This is a genomic window from Bacillus mycoides, from assembly GCF_018742245.1.
GTDB lineage: Bacteria > Bacillota > Bacilli > Bacillales > Bacillaceae_G > Bacillus_A > Bacillus_A cereus_U.
This window is the reverse complement of sequence record NZ_CP036132.1, coordinates 2,129,137-2,152,376: the sequence shown is the minus strand read 5'-3', so window position 1 is coordinate 2,152,376 and position 23,240 is coordinate 2,129,137. Positions and strand designations below refer to the sequence as shown.

Here is a 23,240-nt window from a genome sequence, read left to right as displayed (position 1 = left end):
TTAGCCTCTCTCCTTCATTTGTTCAACAATGTAATTGACAATATGACGACTTGTTAACGCTCCAACATATTGACCATTTTCTTCAACCGGCACTGACTCTTCAGTTTGTAAGCGAACTAGCGCTTCTTGTAAAGTCGAATGTAAAGATAGAGCCTTCCCTTCTACTCGTATACGATTGTCTAGCGGCAATACCGCTTCTATACTCTTCCCCTCATACCAAGGTCGTCCACGATTTCCAATGAACTCCTCTACAAACTCATTTTTCGGATTATGTATAATACCTTCTGGTGTATCTAATTGAACAACTTTCCCTTCTTTCATTACACAAATGCGATCACCAAGTGATAAAGCCTCTTGCATATCATGCGTTACAAATACTATCGTTTTTTGAATTTTTTTTTGCAATTGCACTATATCCTGCTGAAGTTGTTCCCTGCTTAATGGATCTAACGCACTAAATGGTTCATCCATAAGAACGATTTTCGGATTTGCAGCTAATGCCCTAACGACACCAACGCGCTGCTTCTGTCCTCCCGACAATTCATCTGGCATACGATCACGATATACATCTGGTTCTAATCCAACCATATGTAACAGTTCATCAACACGCGTTTTTATTTTCTCCTTACTCCACTTTCTCATTTCAGGGACAACTGCAATATTTTCAGCAATTGTCATATGTGGAAACAGCGCAATCTGCTGCAACACGTACCCTATATTCCAACGCAGTTCGTTTATGTTATATTCTTGAATATCTTTTCCATCGATTAAAATTGATCCTTCCGTCGTTTCAATTAAACGATTAATCATCTTCATTGTCGTTGTTTTCCCGCAACCACTCGGACCAATGAGAACAAAAAATTCTCCTTTTTTAATTTCTAAATGCAATGAATCCACTGCTTTTGTGCCATCTTCATACGCTTTTGACACATGATTAAATTGAATCACAGACACAACTCCTTTCATGTTGTTTCCTTTATTTTGATGGAATATAGAATTCATTTCAAATGATACGCTTTATTATACAAAAAAAGAGCTCTCATTTGAGCTCTAACGGTCGAACAATATCGTTTTCATAATTGCAGCATATTCACGCACATACGCTTTTTTCTTAGAACGACTCGGTGTTTCAGCAGCTAGTGCTTCCATCTTTATCCCTAAACGCTTTGCAATTATTTTCGTTCGATATAAATGATACGTATTACTTACAACTACCGCATGCTTTACATCATATAAATCCATACTAAACTTTAAATTTTCATACGTATTTGTAGAGCGGTCTTCAATTAAAATACGATTCTCATCTATACCATGTACCATTAAATAGTTTCGCATACTGTGAGCTTCCGGTATATCTTCATCTTCCCCTTGACCACCTGAAACAATTACTTTCACCTCAGAGTGAGAATATAAATATTCTAGCGCCACATTCAAACGGTTTTGAAGAGATAAAGAAGGCCTATCTCCAAATAACTTTGCACCTAATATAAGAACGTATGGAGAGTGATTACTCAATTTTTCACGAGCAACTTTATTCATTCGAAACGTCATATAAATGATGTATAGCGGAGGTAGTAATAAGATTATAAGCAATATCCATTTGTTCATAAATAAGTTAACACTCCCTTTCTTTTTATTATATAGAAAAAGAAAAGGAGGCAGAAGTATTTTTTAAACAATTGATTTATTAGACACATTCGCTTTCATTTTACGTTTTGAAATTACATAATAAAAAGCAATCCCTAATGATAGGATCAATATAAAGCTTAGTACGTAAAACGGGATCATTACCCCGGCTTTAGATACGCCTGCCGTAAACAACATTAATAATACAATTCGAATTCCTGTACCAATTAGTCGAAATAAGCTGTCCACACGTCCCATTAATTCATTTGGGATTTCTTCCATCATCAATACATTTCTCGCCACTCTCGTTCCAGCATTTCCAATCGCATGAAAAATCGCAAGTCCATATAATAACATAATGGAAGGCTCAATAATCATTGCGGTAATTGAAATTACATAAATAAACATCGTCATAACGATTGAAACTTCTATTTTGACATATTTCATCATGATTGGAATACTTATTCCCGCAATAACAGCCCCTACACCATACATCATACCTTCTGTCGCGTATACAGAGGCACTAGCTTTGAGTATATCTGAAATATAAACTGGGATTAAATAATTTGCCATCATAACACCGATAAACGGCATATAAGTGGCAAGTAAAAACCAAAAGAACTTAGGACGTTTTTTCATAAAATGAATACCTTCGAACAATTGCTTCTTAAATGTTACTTTCCGTTTTACTTCTTTTTTCTTTACATACGGTATACATAAGAAAAGAAAAAATGCTCCTGCAAAAGTTAACATATCTACTAACAAAATCCATTTCAAAGAAACGATCTCAATTAGAAAGCTAGCAGCCGCTCCTGAAATAACTTGTGTTAATTGTCCTTGTATTTCCATCGTGCCACTTAAACTTTTATAATGTTCAGATTGAAATATTTCTTGGTTGAATGCAAAAATTGTAGGATAGAATAATAGATAATAGAAAGAACCTGCTATATAAATAATGATGTAATGAATAGAATTATATGATTGCCCAGCAAATCCCCAAATAGCCATCATTCCTATAATCGCTATCCCAATACCTTCGTTACATAACAACAACGATTTTCTTGAAAAACGATCTATACTTTGCCCAATAAATGGCGTTAATAAAAACATTATGAGAGTCGCAACGATAGAAACATAACCAAACGTTGTATCTCCTCCACTTTCCTTAATTAACAACCACGGAATCGTTATCATAACAATCCCGGAACCAATAGCGGATAAACTATTGGCTCCTAGAATGTAATACAAGCGAGAATCATGATAAAGAGAGGACATATCACTCAACTCCTAATTGTTTTTTCACCTCTTTATATACACTCATATATGCTTTTAATTCTTTAACTAAATCATGAATTAATGGTTTTGCATCTTCTCCAAGTTCACCATCTTGCACATGTAATCCATCAAGCACGACTTGTTTTGGAATTGCGTTTGCGTAAACGCCTCTAGCAACAATGCGCATACTATTTAATGCGTTAATTCCCCCTTTACCTCCTCCAGCAACTGCTAGCAATGCGACAGGCTTATGGATGAATTCACTGCTACTTAAGTAATCTAACGAATTTTTCAGCGCTCCGCTCATCGCATTATGATATTCTGGTGTACATAGTACTACACCGTCTGCAGCTTTCACTAAAGCTTTTAATTTTTTTACTGCCTCTAATTCACGTTGTGATTCTTCTCCATTATATAAAGGCAATTCCGCTACTGCTAAATCGTATAACTCCCCTTCAAATTGCTCTGCAATATATTTTGCCACAACGCGAGTTCTTCCAAACTTTCTTGGTGTACCATTAATTACGACTAGTTTCATAATCATTTCTCCCCTTTGTTTTCAAATTCTACCTTTATATTATCAGAAATTTCTATACAAAATACAGTAAAAAGAGGTAAAAGCCTTCATAAAATAGTATGAGAAATAAAAAAAGAACTCATACTTTCGTATGAGTTTCACAAAACTAATTTTTCACAACCTCATGTCCACCGAATTGATTACGAAGAGCTGAGACAACTTTCCCATGGAATGTATCATCTTCTTGAGAACGGTAGCGCATAAATAATGACATTGCGATAACTGGTGCCGCTGCTTGTAATTCAAGCGCAGTTTCAACAGTCCATTTCCCTTCTCCTGAAGAGTTCATTACCCCTTTAATACCATCAAGTTTTGGATCATCTGCAAATGCCTTTTCAGTTAAGTCCATTAACCAACCACGGATAACCGATCCATTTGCCCATACTTTTGCAACATCTTCATAATTGAAATCAAAATCACTTTTATCTAACACTTCAAATCCTTCAGCGATTGCTTGCATCATTCCATATTCAATACCGTTATGAACCATTTTTAAGAAATGACCACTTCCAACGCGGCCTGCATAAGAATAACCGTTTTCTACTGCTAAGTCTTTAAATAACGGTTCTAATTGATCATAGATTTCTTTTTCTCCACCAACCATTAAGCACGCACCGTATCTAGCTCCTTCTACACCACCTGATGTACCGATATCTACGTAATGTAAGCCAAAGCTTTTCGCTTCTTCAGCACGGCGCAACGTATCCTTATAGAATGAATTTCCACCTTCAATAACGATATCACCTTCCTCTAATAATGGATATACATCTTTTAGTACTGACTCAACAACTTCTCCTGCAGGTACCATTACCCAAATTGTACGAGGTGCTTCTAGTTCAGCGATCATTTCTTTTAATGTATGACGTGCAGTAATCCCTAGTTTTCCTGCCTTTTCAACAAGCTCATTATTTACATCGTATACAACTACTTCATGCTTGTCTTCATGTAAGTGTTCAGCTAACGGGAATCCCATTTTTCCTAATCCAATTAAACCTAGTTTCATATTAATCAATCTCCCATTCTATACAAATATATTTAATAACGAAATTAGTCCAAGTGCTACAACAGATAGTATTGTCTCCATTGCAGTCCATGTTAATAATGTTTCTTTCACAGTCATTCCGAAATACTCTTTAATCATCCAAAATCCAGAATCGTTCACATGTGATAATATTAATGACCCTGCTCCTGTTGCAAGTGCCAGTAACTCTACATTCACTCCCGGTGTACTTGCCGCAATCGGTGCCACTATTCCTGCTGCTGTCATCATGGAAACAGTAGCAGAGCCAGTCGCGATTCGAATAAGTGCAGCAATTCCCCACCCTAATAATATTGGTGAAATATGTGATTCTTTCGCCATCTCCGCAATTGTAGTTCCAATTCCAGAATCTAATAACACTTTATTAAAGGCGCCACCTGCACCGATAACTAACAGTATGTTTGCAATTGGGCCTAAACAATCATTTGTGACTTGTAAAACTTTGTCTTTAGAAAACCCTTTTGCATAGCCAAGACTAAAGAAAGAATATATCGTTGCAATTAATAATGCGACTATTGGATCTCCAATAAAGTGTAATACTTGTGCAAGTTGGCTTGTTTTATTTAATGCTACTTCCGCTATCGATGCACCTAGCATAAGAAATACTGGAAGTAAAATAGTAAACAATGTATTTCCGAAGCTAGGAAGTTCCTTCTTCTTATCTCTTTCAATAAATTGCTCCGCTATATCTAATGGTACTTCTTTATGTATACGAGCACCGATCCATTTCCCGTAAAGCGGACCTGCAATTATTGCAGTTGGAAGTCCGACAATTAATGCATATAAAATTGTCTTCCCCACATCTGCTTTAAATATACCTACCGCTGCCATAGCTGCTGGATGCGGTGGAACAAGTCCGTGTACAACCGAAAGACCTGCTACTAGCGGAATACCGATTGTAATAAGTGATACCCCTGTTTCTAACGCAATTGTAAATACTAACGGAATTAATAGTACAAATCCAACTTGGAAAAATACCGGAATCCCTACTATAAATGCAACGAACATCATTGCCCAGTGAACACGCTTTTTCCCAAAACGTCCAATTAATGTGTTAGCAATTCGTTCAGCACCGCCAGACTCAGCCATCATTTTTCCAAGCATTGTTCCTAAAGCTAAAACAATCGCCAAAAATCCTAACGTATTACCAAGACCTAATTTAATAGAATCGATAATCCCTGGATGTTGTGGTGAAGTTCCAATTAAGGGCATCCCCATTGCTAGCCCTACACCGATTGCTGTTAAAATTAACGCGACAAATGGATGCCATTTTACTACCGTAATTAGTAAAAGTAATATGACAACAGCCGCTAGTATGATCCCAACTACCATTTCTCCCAATCCCCCTATTGTTTACGTTGGAAAGCAGCTATACAATCAAATTCTTCTTTCAAACGATTGTAAAGTCGTTCATACATATAAAACATCTCTAAATATAAAGCCGTATTTTCTTTATTCGGTACATGGTGATGGACAATATCAATCCAATCCTTCACCTCTTCAAGCGAATCAATTTTCCCAATTGCATACAAAGCAAGTGCCGCTGCCCCAAGCGCAGATGCTTCATGACTTTCTGGAACAAGCAATTCTTTCCCCATCATGTCAGATAACATTTGTCTCCAAAATGCAGACTTTGCAAAGCCTCCTGAAACACGTATTTCAGAAAGTGGCCCCGTACAATCACGAATGGCAAGTGCAACTGAATACACACTCATACAAACTCCTTCCATGACAGCTCGTATGAAATGTTCACGTTTATGCTGAAGGTTTATACCGAAGAATGTACCACGAGCATTTGCATTCCAGTAGGGTGCACGTTCTCCAGATAAAAACGGTAAAAATAGCAATCCCTCTGCTCCAGCTGGTACACTTTCTGCATACTTAATTAATAAATCATAAGGATCAATCCCAAGCTTCCTTGCAACTTCTTGCTCTGGACTACCGAATTCATCACGTAGCCATCTTAATAAAATCCCGCCATTATTCGTCGGTCCACCGATTACCCAGTGCTCATCTGTTAATGCGTAACAAAAAGTTCTTCCTTTTTCATCTGTATTAACACTTGATGAAATTGTTCGAACTGCTCCACTTGTTCCAATCGTAATTGCAGCTGAGCCAGGTGATATTGCACCGACACCTACATTTGCAAGAACACCATCACTTGCACCAATAACAACTGGAGTATCCTCACTAATCCCCATCTTTTGTGCTAATTCCGGCTTCATTCCCGATAAAATATATGTAGTCGGTACAGGTGTTGATAATTGTTCTGGTGACATATTTAACATAGTTAAAACATCTTCATCCCAGTTTAATGTTTCTAAATTAAATAACCCAGTAGCAGATGCGATAGAATAATCAACTACATAGCGTGAGAACAATTGATAAATGACATACTCTTTAATAGAAATAAATTTATGAGCAGTTCTGAATAAATCCGATTCTTCTTCTTTCATCCACAGTAACTTAGAAAGTGGTGACATCGGATGAATTGGTGTACCAGTTCTTCTATAAATGTCATGACCATTCATTTGTTGTAATAGTTTTTCTGATTGTTTTGTGCTTCGATTATCTGCCCAAATGATAGAGCGCGTTAACGGCGCACCGTTTTCATCTACTGCAATTAAGGCATGCATTGCTGTACTAATCCCGATAGAAGAAATATCTTCCGGTAACACATTACCCTTCTCGATGGCAACGCTTACAGTTTTGTATACAGCAGCACATATTACATCAGGATCTTGCTCCGCCCATCCGACGTTCGGTTGAATGATTGGATAATCAATTGCATGTGAAGCAACGACTTTTCCCTTTTCAGTGAATACAACCGTCTTCGTACTAGTGGTACCGATGTCAATCCCGATTACTCTCCCCCTTGTTTCCATGCGAATCTTCCCTTCGTTTCTAGCAAAATGCGATCTAGTAAACCGTTTACATGAATTAGTATATAAAATATTTTTTCATAAATCAAGTTTTAGAAAGAAAATTTTTTTCATAATAAAAAAATAAACCCCTTCATTCCATTTCATTTACATACTAAAATTAGCTTTTCCGTGCGGTAAAGTTGCATTATATTCGTTTTGCAACACACTCTTTTCCTCTCATTAACAACACATACATAGTCCTTCCATACTTTCTACTCATTTGCATGAAAAAGGAGTTAAAAAGCAATTACCACCAATACGTAAATTTTGTGCATTTTGCTCTTTTTATTGCTTTAGGTTCACTAGTCCTTTTATCTTGATGGACATAGAGCACGGCTCCCTACTATCACTTTTTTACCTTGTAAATATATGTTCCATACTATAAAATCTAATAGCATTTATATTTTTCAGAAAAATCAAAACAAAATATAAACTTTATTGTATAATGTTGTAAAAAGATGTCGGAGGGATTTAATGTTAAATAAAATATCTCAATTCACAATAAAACTTTCATCAATTCTTTTATCACTCTTACTATTACTAAATTTACCTTATTTATTTATCACTCAACAGGGATTCACTTTTCAACCAATTCATTTTTTTAATCAGATCGTTACTATGTTAAAACAGGTTTTCTCACCTGAATCATTAGTGGTTATAGGATCAGACCCGAAATTTGGTCATTTCAAAAAGACACCATTATTTCCAACTGTTTTAGAACCTTACCTCTATTCATTTACTGTATTATTTATAGCCTTTTTGCTTGCACTCTTTCTATCATCTAGTATGGCATTTTTTTATTTTTTAGCAAAAGATTATATAAAAAAATGGATAAACCGAATTGTATTCATATTAGAAGCTGTCCCTGATATGATGATGATGATTTGTTTGCAAATATTTTTCATATGGGTACTTCAGAAATTCGGGGAATCTCCTGTCACCATTATTTCTTTTAATGAAAATCGAGCTTATTTACTCCCTATTTTATCTTTAGCAGTCTTACCTACATTACAAATGTTTCGGATGATGGTGTTATACATAAAAGAAGAACATGAAAAACATTACGTAGAGGTTGCATATGGAAAAGGACTTTCATCAAGTTATATACTATGCATTCATTTATTCAAAAATATATCTATCCACTTCTTTCACCATTTAAAAACGATTTTTGTTTTCTTACTTTCTAACTTATTCATTTTAGAATTTGTTTTTAATATGGAAGGCATTATTCAATTTTTATTTAAGAAGGCGTTTATTTCACCTCCAGCTGCATTTATCATACTTGTTATGATTATTTTACCGTTTTATGCCATTTTTCAAATAATCTCATTCATGATGAATAGATGGCAAAAGCAATTGAAAGGAGCAGCATTATGAAATCTATTTGGAAATCAAAACGATTTTTAATCGGGTTTACTTATCTATTCATACTTGTTTCAGCTAGTTTTATTTATAGTTGGTTCTTTAAAGATAACATCCCAAAACCTCCTCAGTTACTTTACAATGACAATAACGAATTACTTGGAAAGGCCCCCTTTTCGCCATCGTTAATGCCGCCTTTTGGATCTGATCGTTTTGGAGATTCTGTTTTCTTACAAATTGTAGAAGGAGCAAAGTTCACCATTTTATTAGCCGTGGCAATTAGCTTCTTTCGAATTTTATGCGGAACATGTATAGGAATCCTCTTAAGTTTATACGCTCCAAAATTCAAGAGATTTTTCCAGGCATGCTCAGAAGTTTTTTATTATATCCCAACTCTATTTATCGCATTCATACTCATCACGCCCGTTAATATTGTAATTACATCAAATGCTGATAGATTAGATCCAAATATTTCATTTACGTTTTATCAAGTTCTCGTACTTATTTTCGTCGCTCTACCTACACTTTCTTTATATATCTCCTCAGAGGTTGATGAATTTATGAAACGAGATTACATTTTAAGTTCACAATTACTGGGTGCTAGCCGTTTTCATATTATCAAAAAACACTTACGAGTCTTATTACTTGATCGCTTATTTGTGTTATTTATGGAACATATCGTCCAAACACTCATACTCGTTATCCATTTAGCGTTGCTTAACATTGTAATTGGCGGGATACAAATGCGGGAACTCTATGACGGAGTGCCCAAACCTGTTTCTCTATCTAATGATTGGGCAGGTCTTATTGGATTAAATCGTTATGAAATGAATCTTTCATGGTGGATTATTTTTTATACTCTCATTTCATTCTTTATTACGATTCTTTTTATTAAGCTTATGACAATCGGGATTCAAGATGCACTGAAAGCAAGAGATTCGCAAGTTGTAGCAATTCAAACCGTTCCAGATCATAAAAAATTTGTTGAAAATAAAGATTCTTTTTCGTTTGCAAATAAAGTGAACTTTTAATCATGTCTCATCAATCAAGTATTAATTGGCATTGATATTAGTAGAATATAAAAAAGATGATCCCTATTGAATACGAGGGATCATCTTTTTTATGCCGTCTAACTTTTTTTAATGTCCTTTGCTAGACTCATGCTTTTTATATTTAAAGTGAATTATTTGCAATCACAATTATGCTGTTTAAAATCGATTACCATACGTCCTTGAATTCTACCTTGTTCCATTTCTTCGAATACATTTTGTACTTTATCTAGAGAACACGTTTGAACAACTGGCACTACTTTTCCTTCTGCGCCGAACATAAATGCCTCCTCCAGATCCTTACGAGTACCAACTAGAGAACCAACTACTTCAATCCCGTCTAATACAAGTCGTGGAATGTTTAAATCCATAGTTTCTACTGGTAAACCTACCGCAACTACTTTACCGCAAGCACGTACTGCATCAACTGCTGAGTTGAAGGCTACTTTAGAAACTGCTGTTACTACAGCAGCATAAGCACCACCAAACTCCTCTTGAACAATTTTATCAGCAGGACCTTGAGAAATCGGATTGATAGTCATATCAGCACCAACTTCTTTTGCTAAGGCTAATTTGTCGTCATTGATATCTACTGCAATTACCTTTGCACCAAATACGTTTTTAGCATATTGAATAGCTAGGTTACCTAATCCACCACAACCATAGATTACGATAGGTTGACCAGGTTTAATGTCTGATACTTTTATAGCTTTATATGTAGTTACGCCCGCACATGTGATTGATGATGCTTGAGCAGGATCTAATCCTTCTGGTACCTTCACCGCATAATCAGCTGTAACAATACATTGTTCAGCCATACCACCATCTACTGAATAACCAGCATTTTTCACTTCACGGCAGAATGTTTCTCTCCCCGTTACGCAATATTCACAACGTCCACAAGATTGGAACATCCATGCAATACTTACACGGTCACCTATCTTTAGTGAAGTAACATCATCAGCAATTTTAGTAACAATACCTACACCCTCATGACCAAGGATGCGGCCATCGGTGTTTCCAAAATCATGATTCGCAACGTGTAAATCAGTGTGGCAAACTCCACAATACTCTACATCTACTAGCGCTTCACCCGAGTGTAACGGACGTAATTCTTTTTCAATAACTTCAATATTTGCTTTGCTGTTTTTATTAACTACTACTGCTTTCATATGTGATCTCCCCTTTAGTGTTTTAGAGTTTTAATGAGTTTATCTCACAACTACTGTCCTCACTATTTTGGCTAATTATTGTACCAAATTTAAGTGTTCAATCATCATTACAGGTTCATCATAACATGGAATTTTATAAACAAATCGCGAAATATTGAACAATATTTGAATTATTACATAAAGGCTTTTTGATGTATTTAAAAGGAAAATCTGAAACTTTATTATATCTACATTTGAATTTATCAAGCTATTCTTTTGATTTTAAATGTGAAGTAATATGATGAAAAAATATAAAGAGTATAGAGGTTGAAAAAATGAATGGTTGTAAAGATGGGAGATTATGACTATAAGTAAAACGTTTCAAACAATTTTTTTGTAGTTCATCTTGGGGTATTTACTTTTCTTAGCTTGATTGTGATGGGATATCACCGATTTGGCTTTTACGGGCAGTTAATCTCCTACCTAACTTCCTCGCCTGTGCCTAATTTTGAGGCGGGAGTCTTACTGCCCACAAATAGCGGGATAAAACTAATTAAAAGGCTAAAGATGAACATGTTGCGTATTTCTACGGACAAGTAGATCTTGAGGATACATCAACAAACTAAAAAGCTCTTCATTTGAAGAGCTTTTTATATTCGCTTCATTGAAATTGTTTCACGTATGCTTTGTAAATTTTGCAGTGTTTCCTCCTGTCGTTGCAACGACAAACCCACATACAAAGTATCTAATAAACTAAGCTGCGCTAATCGTGATGAACTTGCTTCTGTACGAAATTCAGTCTCACGCGTCGAAGTATATAGCGTTATATGAGCAAGTTGGCTTAATGCCGATTTTTGATAGCTCGTAATCGCAATAATGCGAGCTCCTCTTGCTTTTGCTACTTCTAATGCTTCAAGTAATCCTTTATTACTACCCGAATGAGAAATTGCAATGACCACTGCTTCTTTTGTCAGCAAGCCAGCTCCCATAATTTGAAAATGAGAATCCGTATGAGCAATACAAGAAATACCCGTTCTCATAAACTTATGATAAGCATCCATCGCAATAATACCCGACCCACCATTTCCATAAAACTCAATTCGTTTCGCTTCATTCAGCGCACTTACTGCCTGTTCCAACGCGTTATCGTTTAACAAATGTAATGTATCTTGCAGTCCTGTAATATGTGAATGAAAAACTTTTTTAGCAACAGTGACCATATTATCTTCTACCGATACTTCCTCATGAATATTTTGCATCGGGGTATGTACAATCTCACGAGCTAATGTAATTTTCAAGTCTTGGAACCCTTGAAAACCTAAGTGTTTACATAAGCGGAATATCGTTGCTTCGGAACTATTCGTAACTTCCGCTAATTCCGTAATCGATTTATGTACAACATCTTGTGGATGTTTCAAAATATGTTCGGCAATACTTCGTAATTTCGGTGATAAACCATTTAACGAAGCCTGAATCTTTCCAATCCCACTTTTTGTACCAGGCATAGTGTATCTTCCCCTTCCATAGTAGCTTTATCCCGTATTAACGGGCAGTAAGACTCCCACCTCAAAATCCGATGAATGCAAGGGAGTTAGGTGGGAGATCAACTGCCCGTAAAAACCCGATTGGTTCAACTAATAATCAGTGGGGATGGCCCCCCACTGATTAAAGTTTCACTTTATTGTACCTAATTATCGAAAGAAGAAAAACCTTTATTCGGCATCTCTATACATTTTAATTTCTCCTATGTATTCTACCGTAACATATGACACAATTATTCATACTTATTTTTAGTTTTCCCCATGCTTTACTGCGTATAATGCAGCTTGTGTGCGGTCATCTACTTCCAATTTAGCCAATACGTTGGAAACATGTGTTTTAACCGTTTGTTCTGTAATATGAAGCGCCGCTGCAATCTCCTTATTGCTTCTTCCTTTCGCAATTTCACGAAGTACTTCTTGCTCCCTTTTCGTTAACATGGAAAAAGGATTCTCTTTTTCTTTCTTGACTGCTGACCGTCCTAATAGTGCAGGTGTTATTTTCGGGTGAAAATTCGCATTCCCTTGATATACCGCAACAATTGACGCAACGAGTTGATCTGGCTGCACCTCTTTTAATTGATAACCATCTGCCCCAGCTTTTAATGCTGGTAAAACGTAATCTTGTTCTGAAAAACTACTGAGCATAAGTATTTTTATTGTCTCATCGTATTGTTTTATGCGTTTTGTCGCTTCAATACCATCCATTTTCGGCATTGATAAATCCATTAATACTACATCTGGCCTTTCTGTTTGGACGAATGTTAATGCTTCTTCACCATTTTCTGCTTCCCCAATAATTTCAAATTCTTCTCTCGTCTTCAAAAAGAATACGAGTCCCCTTCGAACGATATGATGATCTTCTACAAGTAATAATTTAATTTTCACTGACGTTCTCCCTCTCAAACCGGTAATTGAATTTCTATCTTTGTCCCCTTTTCCGGTTCTGTTTTTATTCGAAAAATTCCCCTCATTAATTCAATTCGTTCTTTCATACTTTTCAAACCAAGTGCTGACTCTCTTACTTGATCCTGTATAAATCCTATTCCGTTATCCTCTATGTAAAAGTGCAGCTTATTATCTTCAATCCTTAAATGAACACATACTTTTTCACACGAAGCATGCTTTTTACAATTATGTAATGCCTCTTGGCTTATACGCCATAAAACTTCTTCTATTTCATCTTCAATTAAAACCATTCCATCAATTCGAACTTCCACTTGAATCCCTAACAGTTTTCCGTAATTTTGAATCGCTTCTGCTAAACCTTTCTCTAATCCTTCAGGCCTTAATTGCCAAATCAAAAGTGTCATCTCCTGCAATGCTTCCTGTGATAATTCTCCAATATAACTTAACATCTCTTGCAAGTCTCTATCCTTCGTCATATTTAGAGTCCCTTTCGCTGTTAGCATAATTGAAAATAACAATTGTTTAACGGAATCATGTAGGTCACGTGCAAGTCGATTTCTTTCAGCTACTACTACATATTTTCGTTCTTTCTCAACTAATTGAATACGTTGTATTGTCGTTCCAATTTGAAATGCAATCGCTTCTAATAACGCTAACTCTTCCTCAGAAAAATGTGTTTTATGGGGCGAGGCTACATTTAATAAACCAAATTTCTCTGATCCAGATCTTAGCGGGATTGTCGCATGATGTGTAACATCTTCGGTCTCTCCCCAATTACATTCAATCGCATCCTCTATTCGTTTACATTCAATAATATTTGTCGCTTTTTCCAATCTTCCATTCACAAAACGTTCTACACACCAACAATCTCCTTCACACATCGGCTTCTTTTCCTTCCACGTAAGAGCTAGGGGTAAGTTTTCGTCTACAAGCATACGATGCTTTCCACTTTCATCAATAAAGAATATCCACCCTGTTTGTAAATTCATAACTTGTAATAATGTATGTAACACTTTTCCTAACATTTCCTGTAAGTTTGTTGCTTCATTTAGTAACTCAGCAATTTCTTTTAATGCTTCTAAACGATGCATCTCTTTTTCATCTATGTTCATTCTCATCACCAACTACCATTATAACATTAAGAAATTTCTAAATACTACAAACAAAAAGAACTGAATTCCTTCAGCTCTTTTTTAGGAGATATCCCATATAGTTCATTCAAATCTGCTGATTTGCAAATCTAAATTCTAAACCAAAACAGAAATTAGCTAGTTTTCATTAACTGTCTGATAAAGATTGTCCCACATGGATATTTTGTAAACTTTCAGTAGTAACGAACATATTCGCTGCTGGCATTTGTACTTGATTTTTATGGAACATAGACATTAATTCAAATCTTACTTGTCTAGAAGTTTCAAAATAATCTTCCGGTTTAATCAAACCTGTAATACAAAATTCATATCCAACATACTTAAGGTTAGGATTTAAGTCTGTAACACCAACATATTTAAATGGTTCAACAACCTCATCCTCTACTCTATAAAGACTTTGATCCAATTGTTCATTACACATAACACAGACCTCTTCTAACAATTCCTTAACTCTTGTAGGATCTTCCTGATAACTTACCGTGATGCGTTCAATAACTCGCATCCATCCTTTATTAAAATTTTGTATCGTTCTAATCTCTCCGTGTGGTATGGTAAGGAGTTTTCCTGACCATTCACGAATTTGCATAAAACGAATACTAATTTCCTCAATAGTTCCTGAATTTGTTCCGTTAAAAGTAACAAAATCGCCAACACGAAACTCTTTGTCCGCTAATCTTGCAAAGCCTAATATGACATCTTTTAGCATCTGTTGTGCAGCAAAACCAATGACAACACCCGCTATCCCTGCACCTGCAATAATACTTTTTATATCTACAAATTGACTAATTAAATATATGATCAGACTGATGATAATGATATATCTAAAAATAGATCGAATTACACTTTGAATCGTCTGCTCTACCTCTTCATCAAAAAAGCTTGATTTTCTAAAAAACCAATCAATAATGCGATTTATAACAAAAGAAATAATGATAAGAACTAAAGCAAATAGTAAAAACCTTAAAAGTAAAAATTCCCTTACATAATTAAAAAACTCTTCAGTATACGTTAATAAACTCATCCATCCACTTCCTTACTAATGAAAATTTCATACAGAGCTACTTTATTTTAAATACGTATTTATCATCTCAACACTTGTTTTCGAAACATCTTTTATCCTGATCTTAAATCGTACTTTCTTAACTATGTATTTGTATTCATTGTTCATCTTCAACAATATAACCCTTTAATCAATCTTTCAACTTCAGATGTCCTTTTCTATTTACTATAACCCTTTTTAATCCCCTAAAGGGATATTACAATAGAATTTTTTATAAACGACTTTCTTTTAAGTCCGCAATACTCACCTCGTTACAAGGAAAATATTCACATAACACCGAATATTTCATTTGATACTTTTTTTCTCACGGAGGTTACAAACAATGGGATATATTGAAGAACTAAGGGAGCTTGTTGGATCACGACCACTTAATCTAGCAGGAGTTGCTGTAGCTGTTTTTAATGAACAAGGACAAATATTACTCCAACAAAGACGAAATGGCATTTGGGGTGTTCCTGGAGGTGTTGTGGAACTTGGTGAATCCACAGAAGAAGCTGGAAGACGAGAAGTGCTTGAAGAAACAGGTATTGAAATTGGTACACTTCAGTTAGTAAGTGTATTTTCAGGTAAAGAATTTTTTGTACAATTACCAAATGGAGATGAATTTTATCCTATTACAATCGTATACCTTTGCCGAGACATTAAAAGCGGCTCGTTAAAAGCAGACGGAGTTGAATCATTACATGTACAATTTTTTGATTTAAATGGGCTACCAGAAAAGATTAGCCCGTTCATTAAAAAGTTAATTCAACAGCAAATCGTCTCTATTTAAATGTGAAAAAGAGACCTTTTTGAAGGCCTCTTTTTTTCACTTCACTTCTGCATTTAAACAAGATTTAAAATGTCCAAGTGCATATTCATGTCCTTGCGCATTAAAAGATGCTACTGCTTTTTCATAAACCACAATTTGAAACCCTTTGTTATAAGCATCTACTGCTGTATGAAGGACACAAATATCTGTACATACACCTACAAGATGTACTTCCTCTATTCCTCTTTCTCTTAGCTTCATTTCTAAATCCGTTCCTGCAAAAGCACTGTAACGTGTTTTGTCCATATAGTATACATTCTCAGTATTTTTATATTTTTCGTATACATCTTGTAATTCACCAAACAAGTCTCTTCCATTTGTACCTGCTATATTATGAGGTGGAAACAATTTCGCTTCAGGATGATATACATCATTGTCTTCATGTTTATCGATCGCAAATACTACGTAATCACCTTTTTCAATAAATTGTTTCGTTACATTTACAAGTTCCTTCTCAATTTCTTGACCTGGTTTCCCGCAAGTTAAAGCACCTTTTTCAGCTACAAAATCATATGTATAATCAATATTTATAAGAGCTCTTTTCATAACTACAATCTCTCCTTCTTCTGTTTCACAGTAAACAATAGAAAATTTGTTATTACGACACCGTATGTACTATTCGACATTACAAATGAAATACCTACATTTCCCTCTCAATACTTACCTTAATCCGAGTTTATCATAAAGTGAAACTTTAATCAGAGGGGTTTTTGTCCATTCTCCTCTGATTATTAGCCCTCACCAATCGGGCTTTTATGGGAAGCCCGACTCCCACCTAACTTCCTCGCATGTGCCGAATTATGAGGTGAGGTTCTTACTGCCCGTTAAAGCGGGATAAAACCGATACACAATAACAAAACATACAGCTCCAATTAACAAGTCATGAATGTGATAATTGAGCGTAACTTCAACCGCCTCTTGTAAAGTAAAACAAATGACCGAAAACATTATAATAAATAAGAAAATACGAATAACTCGTTTCAAACTTTCAATCCCTTCCTCTTACATGATAGTAAAGAATAAGTTCTTCCTATTCATTCGTACTAGAAAGTGAAACAAATTATTCTCAATGACATAATTCAATCCAAACTAAAAAGTACACTACTTTTGAGTAATGTACTTTTTTCATATTAAGACGCAGGCTTCGTTTCAAACGTCGCTTGATTAAAGCTAATGACTTTTCCTTTCGGGTCATTGTTTTCAAACTGAACTGCGGTAATCGTATGACTACCTGTCTCAAGCGTCTTTTCTTTTAATTGTACTGTTGTCTGTGTTGTACTAGTTACTTGATGTTTATCTGCAAGTATTTGATCTACAAATACAAATGTTTCTTTATCATTTTGAAAATTGGAAAGTTCTAATTCGACTTGCTGAATTAAAGTATCCTTTTTTATGAATACAGTTGGTATATTGCCATTTTCAGAAGTACCATCTGGCGTAGTTACTTTTACTTTCCCTTCCCCGATTGGCACCGCTCCTTCAGGAAATACGACCATATTCTCATCACTTGCATTTACAACTTGTTCTTCCTGATTTGACTGTGCATCTTCTTTTTCCTTTGGAGCACCACAGCCTACTAATAACAATACAGACAATCCAGTGATTATGAATTTCTTCAAAATTCATCCCCCCTGTTATTTCATTATAATTTATTATACAAAAATAACTTCTTAATTTTAAAACTAGTTTTTAACACTTTCATGAACAAATATTAGCTTGCTCACGATTACTGTACCATACTTTCATTTTAAGAACATTAACTTTTTTTAAGAAATAAATAGTAATTCCACCTTATTCATCATTTTAGCCCAATTCACTAAAGAAATATTCATTCAAAATAAAAAGACATTGGCATTTCAATGTCTTTTCTACATAACATTTAGAAAATAAATGTTGTAATCTCATCAACTTCTTTTCGAGAAAGTTTCTTCGGCTTATCTTTCGGAAACCCAAGTGAAATTACCATATTAATTTGTTTTTGAGGCTCAATTTGTAAATATTGTCGCAGTTCATCTTGAGCTAACAATACAGGTCCTGTCATTGGACAAGTGCCAAGTCCTCTCGCATGTGCAGCCAACATTAAGTTTTGTGCTGCTAGACAGCTACTCTTAATTCCTTCCTCTTCCCACACTGAATCAGGAACGAAGGCAATTGGATCAAATATCTTTTCACGAAACTTTGATTCATATGGTGTTGCCAAACATACGATTAATACTGGCGCCTCAGAGAAAGCTGTCGCATATGGACCGAAAGAACGTGTAAGTAATTTCCCTGCTTTCTCTTCTCCATTTTCTGCTGCCTTTGCCGCAAGTTTATGTAATGCATCCCATGTCATTTGTTCAATTTCTTTAATTTTTTCTCGATTCATAATGACCAAGAACTCCCACGTTTGTGAGTTCGTATCACTCGGTGCATAACGAGCACAATCAATAATTTCTTTTATATCACTAGTGGATACTTCTTGTTCTGTAAACTTTCTAACACTTCGTCTACCGTGAATTACTTCTTTAAAATCTTCATAATTCATACATTAAATCCCCTTTTTTACAGCGTTTTCAAAATTTGTCCTATGGTTGAATTATATCATGAAAAAAAGCTGGGGGAATACCAGCTTTTTCCCTCATTATTAATTTGTCACTTTAAACAAACTAATACTTTCTTCATATGCAACTTGTAGTTTTTTCGTAATTGGTCCTCTTTCGCTGCTTCCAAACTTCTCATCACCAATTTGAACAACAGGGAATATTTCAAGTGGTGTCGCTGTAAAGAAACATTCGTCAGCCTCGTATACTTCTTGCAATGAGAATTCACGCTCTTCTACTTCAATATGTAAAACTTTTGCTAATGTAATAACGTAGTGGCGAGTAATGCCGTGTAGAATGAAATTATCGGCCGGATGTGTAACTAATTTATTATTTTTCACCATAAAGAAATTCGAATGACACCCTTCTGTTACAACTCCATCTCGTACTAATATCGCTTCTTGATACCCTTGCTCGTTTATTTTATTTTTAATCATGATATTAGGTAGCAGGTTTAAAGATTTTATATGACAGAACTTCCAGCGTATATCCTCTTCTACAGTAACCTTTATTCCTTGTTCCATAGTAGTAGTAGGTCTTGGAAACGAAACAATATTCGCAAAATATGTTGGCTGTAAATCTTTTTCATACACATGATTTCGAGCTTGAGCTCCACGTGATATTTGAAGATACACATTCCCATCCTCTTGAAATTGATTTCTTTCAATCATTTGATGAAGTTCTTCAACTAACTCTTCCTTTGTAAACGGCGGAACAATATTTATTTCCCTCATAGATTTAAAAAAGCGTTCCAAATGTAAGTCTAATAAATGAGGCTTCCCATCGTATAGCCTAAATACTTCATATATGCCATCACCAAATTGGAGTCCTCGCTCTTCTAACGCAACCATTGGCTGTTCTTCTTTCGTATTTATAAGTCTCCCGTTAAACAAAATCCAATCTTTATGAGTAGCTTTCATTCCTTCCCACTCCTTTATTCCATGATTGGTTTTATTGTACAACTTATCCACACTTAAAAGAAGGAATTTTCTGTATTTAACTCAACAAAAAAGTACATCACCTATTTAAAGTGATGCACTCAACCATTCATTTATTTCAAAAAATATTTTTCAATATCATCTAGCATTAAGTTTGCAGCTTTAATACCGCCTGCTGTATTCCAAATTACTTCATCCACTTGGAATACTTTATTGTCTTTAGAAGCCTGTAGCTGCTTAAAGAGTGGGTCTTCTGTCCATTCTTTTGCTAACGTGGTTCCTTCGTTATTCTTATCTGCATCTTTATCAGATGTGAAGTAAAATAAGTAGTCCCCATCCATATTCGGAATTTGCTCTTTTGTAATTCCTTTTATCGCAAATTCATCTTTATCTTGTAGTGGTGGTCGCTTAAATCCAATATCATTTAAAACAACACCTGAGAATGAGTTTTTCTGATAAATCCGAACATCACCTGGTACGAAGCGAATAATAGAAACTTTAGAATTCAATTTATCTCCTAACTTCTCTTGTATTCCTTTAATACGTTTTTTATAATCTTCAAGAGCCTTTTGGCCTTCTTTTTCTTTATTTACAGCTTTTGTATAGAGCGTAAAGTTTTCCTTCCAATCCCCGCGCAACGTTTCAGCATATACAGTTGGCGCTATTTCGTTCAATTGCTCATATATTTTTTCATGACGCATTTTATTCCCGATAATTAAATCCGGCTTAAGCTTCATAACTGCCTCTAAATTAATATCACGCTCAGTTCCTACAACTTTCGTATCTTTTAACTCTTTCGCTAAATGAGGATACCATTCATCACCAGCACGTGGTTTTGTAGTTCCAACTGGCGTTACTCCGACAGCTAAAAGTGCCTCCGCACCTTCATTTGTTAAAACAACAACTTTTTTCGGTGTCCCATTTACTGTCGTTTCGCCCATTGCATGCTTGATACTATATGAATCTTTTGCCTTTACCGATGTATCGTTTTCTTTCTTCTCTTCTTTACCACACCCTGCGATTATGACCATTAGTAACATAATACAAAGTATAAGCATATTTTTAGTTCGTATCATATGTCCTCCTAGTTGAAAGTGATTATCAATAACATTTAAAAGAGTAATGTATATCTTACATATTGTCAATACATATATCAGAAAACTTTTTAAATATATATAATTTAGACACTCTTCCCCATTCGAAATACATATATATCCGTCTTTAACCCTCATTTTTTCATTCGAAACATTTGAAAAATCAATGATCATAAGAAAGTAATTATTATTCCAGTCAACAAATAACATAAGTAATACAAAAACATGTCTCCATCTTATCATTTCAGCAATAAGATGGAGACATGTTCAATTATATTTTTCAATATTGATTATATTTAATATATGATGGATCATTATACACCCACTGATTTCCACCAAGGTTCAACCAACCGTTTTGATTAATAAATACTAAATAAGATTCTGGTTTATTTAATTTACGAATAACTAAAGAAGATGTTGATGGACCATTTCTTAAATTCACATTCGTTCCTTGAATATATGCGACACCAATTGCGCTTCCATCACTATTGCTCGTCTTTACAAAATTAATGTACGAAGGGTCATTATACACCCATTGTCCATTTCCTAAGTCTAACCATCCGTTACTTTCCTGATATACGACATACGATTCTGGGGAGTTTAGTTGACGAATAACTGAAGAAGACGTTGATGGACCACTTCTTAAATTCACATTTTTTCCAAGGATATAAGCAATCCCCTTCGTTTGTGGTGTTGGCTGCGGGTTTGGAGGTTGTGGATTTGGAGGATTCGGATTTGGAGCTACTCCAAAAATAGCTGCTATTCCGTTTGCATACGCTTGACTTAGATCTTCAATAAATTGTGGATTTTTCAATAAATTAGCATCAAATGTAGTATCAATAAAGGCAGTCTCTGTTAATATTGCATCCATTGCAGTCTCTCTTAGTACCGCATAATTTGCTTTTTTGGCTCCTCGGTCACGAAGGCCGTATTTTGTTAATACAGGATTTACTGCTGCATGCATTTTTTGTTGCTTTTCATATGCGGAACTACTATTAGATAGCGCGTTGTAAATATAACTTTCAAATCCAGTTCCACCGCCACTATTAATGTGAAATGAGATAAAATAATCTGCACCAAATGAATTAGCAATATTAGCACGTTCTGATAAAGAGATAAACACATCACTATCACGTGTCATTTTAATATTGATTGGGTAATTTGCAGATAAAATATCTCGCACACGTCTAGCAATTTGAAGTGTTAACTCTTTTTCCACTAACCCATTACCAACAGCACCCGAATCATATCCACCATGCCCTGCGTCTATAACAAGTTTCATATATCTTTTTCGTTCCTTTCTTTATTGTAATAAGCTTTCATTTCTACTCGTCCTATTTTATGTTAATTGTACAAGTTTCGTTACAAGTACAAATAAAAACCCCCCTTATGTAAGGGGGGTTCTATCACTTTTTTTTAACCAATTTAAAATGAATATGTATGATTGATAGTGGATGTAGCGTACGCAAAATAAAAGAAATAAAAGAAATATTCCAACGCCACTATATAGCAAACCAAACTTCAAAAAGATGTTCAAAAGAGGCGGGAAATGAGATGCGTTTTGTAATACAAATAACATGCAAAACAAAATTACAAACACAGGTATATATTGTAATTCATATGGTCTTCTCTTCTTATACATTCTTTTTCGAATGAAAATTTGGCATAATTCTGCTACAATAAAGCAACTTCCAACTAATGCAAGACCAGCAGTCATTGTCATACGTTCACCTACCCCATATTCATTTCATCAAGCAATCAATATTCACTATATTTTCTTTACATATATTCCATTTTCCTCAATAAAACCAGATCCCTCTATGAAAGATTTAGCTTGTTCCGTAAATACCTCATGCAATACTTTTATTTCTTTCACATTTCTCTGTTTCATCATTTCTTCAAATGTAAAATACGTATTTGTCCCGTATCCATAACCTTGATAATCAAAATGAATAATTAACTGTGACAAAATAGCACTCTCTTCTTGAACGCTATAATCTATTACACCAATATATGTATCATCAACTTTTACACAATACTGAACCTTTTTCTCATCTAAGCTGTGTGAGTGAAACATTTCTTTTACAGCGCTTTCATTTTCTATATTTACTTTCTCAAACGTAATCATATGTTGTCCATCCTTTTACTATTATT

At 35.0% G+C, this 23,240-nt stretch carries 23 protein-coding genes; 3 read left to right on the top strand and 20 right to left on the bottom strand.

Going from position 1 to position 23,240, the window contains the following annotated elements; translation table 11 throughout:
• From EXW56_RS10940 to gntK, 7 genes are all read right to left on the bottom strand, one after another.
• Window positions 1–948: an ABC transporter ATP-binding protein gene (locus EXW56_RS10940; RefSeq protein ID WP_033711815.1), complete on the bottom strand. Its 948-nt coding sequence runs from the start codon at window positions 946–948 to the stop codon at window positions 1–3.
• A gap of 102 nt (window positions 949–1,050) precedes the next feature.
• The gene (locus EXW56_RS10935) at window positions 1,051–1,608 is read right to left on the bottom strand and encodes a YdcF family protein (protein ID WP_215558424.1); all 558 of its coding nucleotides are present in this window, start codon (window positions 1,606–1,608) and stop codon (window positions 1,051–1,053) included.
• A 63-nt stretch (window positions 1,609–1,671) separates the two neighbouring features.
• A complete protein-coding gene (locus tag EXW56_RS10930) occupies window positions 1,672–2,901 on the bottom strand; it encodes an MFS transporter (RefSeq protein ID WP_215558423.1) in 1,230 nt (409 codons plus the stop codon).
• 1 nt (window position 2,902) lies between these two features.
• On the bottom strand, window positions 2,903–3,439 hold the full coding sequence (locus EXW56_RS10925) for an NADPH-dependent FMN reductase (RefSeq protein WP_000780366.1): 537 nt from the start codon (window positions 3,437–3,439) through the stop codon (window positions 2,903–2,905).
• A 145-nt stretch (window positions 3,440–3,584) separates the two neighbouring features.
• Window positions 3,585–4,481: a phosphogluconate dehydrogenase (NAD(+)-dependent, decarboxylating) gene (gnd, locus tag EXW56_RS10920; RefSeq protein ID WP_002119040.1), complete on the bottom strand. Its 897-nt coding sequence runs from the start codon at window positions 4,479–4,481 to the stop codon at window positions 3,585–3,587.
• An 18-nt stretch (window positions 4,482–4,499) separates the two neighbouring features.
• Window positions 4,500–5,849, bottom strand: a complete 1,350-nt coding sequence (locus EXW56_RS10915; RefSeq protein ID WP_002157986.1) for a GntP family permease — start codon at window positions 5,847–5,849, stop codon at window positions 4,500–4,502.
• 14 nt (window positions 5,850–5,863) lie between these two features.
• Entirely contained in the window at window positions 5,864–7,402 is a 1,539-nt protein-coding gene (gene gntK / locus EXW56_RS10910; protein WP_002157987.1) for a gluconokinase, read from the bottom strand.
• Window positions 7,403–7,915: 513 nt separating this feature from the next.
• On the opposite strand from gntK, the gene EXW56_RS10905 reads away from it, so the two are divergent.
• The gene (locus EXW56_RS10905) at window positions 7,916–8,818 is read left to right on the top strand and encodes an ABC transporter permease subunit (RefSeq protein WP_215597467.1); all 903 of its coding nucleotides are present in this window, start codon (window positions 7,916–7,918) and stop codon (window positions 8,816–8,818) included.
• Window positions 8,815–9,834 carry an ABC transporter permease gene (locus tag EXW56_RS10900; RefSeq protein ID WP_215558421.1) on the top strand — a complete coding sequence of 340 codons (1,020 nt, stop codon included), beginning with the start codon at window positions 8,815–8,817 and terminating at the stop codon, window positions 9,832–9,834. Before EXW56_RS10905 ends, EXW56_RS10900 begins: the two co-directional genes overlap by 4 nt.
• A gap of 152 nt (window positions 9,835–9,986) precedes the next feature.
• On the opposite strand, the gene adhP is transcribed toward EXW56_RS10900, so the two are convergent.
• The 5 genes from adhP to EXW56_RS10875 all read right to left on the bottom strand — a co-directional run bounded on the left by adhP (window position 9,987) and on the right by EXW56_RS10875 (window position 15,622).
• The gene (gene adhP, locus EXW56_RS10895) at window positions 9,987–11,024 is read right to left on the bottom strand and encodes an alcohol dehydrogenase AdhP (RefSeq protein ID WP_002012687.1); all 1,038 of its coding nucleotides are present in this window, start codon (window positions 11,022–11,024) and stop codon (window positions 9,987–9,989) included.
• A gap of 629 nt (window positions 11,025–11,653) precedes the next feature.
• The gene (locus EXW56_RS10890; protein ID WP_001119626.1) at window positions 11,654–12,508 is read right to left on the bottom strand and encodes a MurR/RpiR family transcriptional regulator; all 855 of its coding nucleotides are present in this window, start codon (window positions 12,506–12,508) and stop codon (window positions 11,654–11,656) included.
• Between the two features lie 285 nt (window positions 12,509–12,793).
• Window positions 12,794–13,429, bottom strand: coding sequence for a response regulator (locus EXW56_RS10885; RefSeq protein WP_215597466.1), 636 nt, complete (start codon window positions 13,427–13,429; stop codon window positions 12,794–12,796).
• Between the two features lie 14 nt (window positions 13,430–13,443).
• Window positions 13,444–14,541: a GAF domain-containing sensor histidine kinase gene (locus tag EXW56_RS10880; RefSeq protein ID WP_252197289.1), complete on the bottom strand. Its 1,098-nt coding sequence runs from the start codon at window positions 14,539–14,541 to the stop codon at window positions 13,444–13,446.
• A gap of 187 nt (window positions 14,542–14,728) precedes the next feature.
• Entirely contained in the window at window positions 14,729–15,622 is an 894-nt protein-coding gene (locus EXW56_RS10875) for a mechanosensitive ion channel family protein (RefSeq protein ID WP_215597464.1), read from the bottom strand.
• 361 nt (window positions 15,623–15,983) lie between these two features.
• Between EXW56_RS10875 and EXW56_RS10870 the strand changes: the two genes are divergently transcribed.
• Complete coding sequence (locus EXW56_RS10870) at window positions 15,984–16,433, top strand: NUDIX hydrolase (protein ID WP_002200629.1); 450 nt, start codon at window positions 15,984–15,986, stop codon at window positions 16,431–16,433.
• Window positions 16,434–16,469: 36 nt separating this feature from the next.
• Here the strand turns inward: EXW56_RS10870 and EXW56_RS10865 are convergent, their stop codons facing one another.
• The 8 genes from EXW56_RS10865 to EXW56_RS10830 form a co-directional block, all read right to left on the bottom strand.
• Window positions 16,470–17,018 carry a cysteine hydrolase family protein gene (locus EXW56_RS10865; protein ID WP_215597463.1) on the bottom strand — a complete coding sequence of 183 codons (549 nt, stop codon included), beginning with the start codon at window positions 17,016–17,018 and terminating at the stop codon, window positions 16,470–16,472.
• Window positions 17,019–17,602: 584 nt separating this feature from the next.
• Entirely contained in the window at window positions 17,603–18,091 is a 489-nt protein-coding gene (locus EXW56_RS10860) for a putative periplasmic lipoprotein (RefSeq protein ID WP_002200631.1), read from the bottom strand.
• Window positions 18,092–18,351: 260 nt separating this feature from the next.
• Complete coding sequence (locus tag EXW56_RS10855) at window positions 18,352–18,999, bottom strand: nitroreductase family protein (RefSeq protein ID WP_002012699.1); 648 nt, start codon at window positions 18,997–18,999, stop codon at window positions 18,352–18,354.
• A gap of 99 nt (window positions 19,000–19,098) precedes the next feature.
• On the bottom strand, window positions 19,099–19,974 hold the full coding sequence (gene dat / locus EXW56_RS10850) for a D-amino-acid transaminase (RefSeq protein WP_215597462.1): 876 nt from the start codon (window positions 19,972–19,974) through the stop codon (window positions 19,099–19,101).
• 131 nt (window positions 19,975–20,105) lie between these two features.
• Window positions 20,106–21,068: an ABC transporter substrate-binding protein gene (locus EXW56_RS10845; protein WP_215597461.1), complete on the bottom strand. Its 963-nt coding sequence runs from the start codon at window positions 21,066–21,068 to the stop codon at window positions 20,106–20,108.
• Window positions 21,069–21,366: 298 nt separating this feature from the next.
• Window positions 21,367–22,368: an N-acetylmuramoyl-L-alanine amidase gene (locus EXW56_RS10840; protein ID WP_215597460.1), complete on the bottom strand. Its 1,002-nt coding sequence runs from the start codon at window positions 22,366–22,368 to the stop codon at window positions 21,367–21,369.
• 105 nt (window positions 22,369–22,473) lie between these two features.
• Window positions 22,474–22,809 (bottom strand): hypothetical protein, encoded by a 336-nt coding sequence (locus tag EXW56_RS10835; protein WP_002158003.1) that lies wholly within the window; start codon window positions 22,807–22,809, stop codon window positions 22,474–22,476.
• Window positions 22,810–22,854: 45 nt separating this feature from the next.
• A complete protein-coding gene (locus EXW56_RS10830; protein WP_002158004.1) occupies window positions 22,855–23,214 on the bottom strand; it encodes a GNAT family N-acetyltransferase in 360 nt (119 codons plus the stop codon).
• Window positions 23,215–23,240 lie beyond the last annotated feature (26 nt).

Coding starts and splice junctions, on each gene's coding strand:
- EXW56_RS10935 (WP_215558424.1), bottom strand. CDS start 1,608: ATGAACAAATGGATATTGCTTATAATCTTATTACTACCTCCGCTATAC.
- EXW56_RS10930 (WP_215558423.1), bottom strand. CDS start 2,901: ATGTCCTCTCTTTATCATGATTCTCGCTTGTATTACATTCTAGGAGCC.
- EXW56_RS10925 (WP_000780366.1), bottom strand. CDS start 3,439: ATGAAACTAGTCGTAATTAATGGTACACCAAGAAAGTTTGGAAGAACT.
- gnd (WP_002119040.1), bottom strand. CDS start 4,481: ATGAAACTAGGTTTAATTGGATTAGGAAAAATGGGATTCCCGTTAGCT.
- EXW56_RS10915 (WP_002157986.1), bottom strand. CDS start 5,849: ATGGTAGTTGGGATCATACTAGCGGCTGTTGTCATATTACTTTTACTA.
- gntK (WP_002157987.1), bottom strand. CDS start 7,402: ATGGAAACAAGGGGGAGAGTAATCGGGATTGACATCGGTACCACTAGT.
- EXW56_RS10905 (WP_215597467.1), top strand. CDS start 7,916: ATGTTAAATAAAATATCTCAATTCACAATAAAACTTTCATCAATTCTT.
- EXW56_RS10900 (WP_215558421.1), top strand. CDS start 8,815: ATGAAATCTATTTGGAAATCAAAACGATTTTTAATCGGGTTTACTTAT.
- adhP (WP_002012687.1), bottom strand. CDS start 11,024: ATGAAAGCAGTAGTAGTTAATAAAAACAGCAAAGCAAATATTGAAGTT.
- EXW56_RS10890 (WP_001119626.1), bottom strand. CDS start 12,508: ATGCCTGGTACAAAAAGTGGGATTGGAAAGATTCAGGCTTCGTTAAAT.
- EXW56_RS10880 (WP_252197289.1), bottom strand. CDS start 14,541: ATGCATCGTTTAGAAGCATTAAAAGAAATTGCTGAGTTACTAAATGAA.
- EXW56_RS10875 (WP_215597464.1), bottom strand. CDS start 15,622: ATGAGTTTATTAACGTATACTGAAGAGTTTTTTAATTATGTAAGGGAA.
- EXW56_RS10870 (WP_002200629.1), top strand. CDS start 15,984: ATGGGATATATTGAAGAACTAAGGGAGCTTGTTGGATCACGACCACTT.
- EXW56_RS10865 (WP_215597463.1), bottom strand. CDS start 17,018: ATGAAAAGAGCTCTTATAAATATTGATTATACATATGATTTTGTAGCT.
- EXW56_RS10855 (WP_002012699.1), bottom strand. CDS start 18,999: ATGAATTATGAAGATTTTAAAGAAGTAATTCACGGTAGACGAAGTGTT.
- dat (WP_215597462.1), bottom strand. CDS start 19,974: ATGAAAGCTACTCATAAAGATTGGATTTTGTTTAACGGGAGACTTATA.
- EXW56_RS10845 (WP_215597461.1), bottom strand. CDS start 21,068: ATGATACGAACTAAAAATATGCTTATACTTTGTATTATGTTACTAATG.
- EXW56_RS10840 (WP_215597460.1), bottom strand. CDS start 22,368: ATGAAACTTGTTATAGACGCAGGGCATGGTGGATATGATTCGGGTGCT.
- EXW56_RS10835 (WP_002158003.1), bottom strand. CDS start 22,809: ATGACAATGACTGCTGGTCTTGCATTAGTTGGAAGTTGCTTTATTGTA.
- EXW56_RS10830 (WP_002158004.1), bottom strand. CDS start 23,214: ATGATTACGTTTGAGAAAGTAAATATAGAAAATGAAAGCGCTGTAAAA.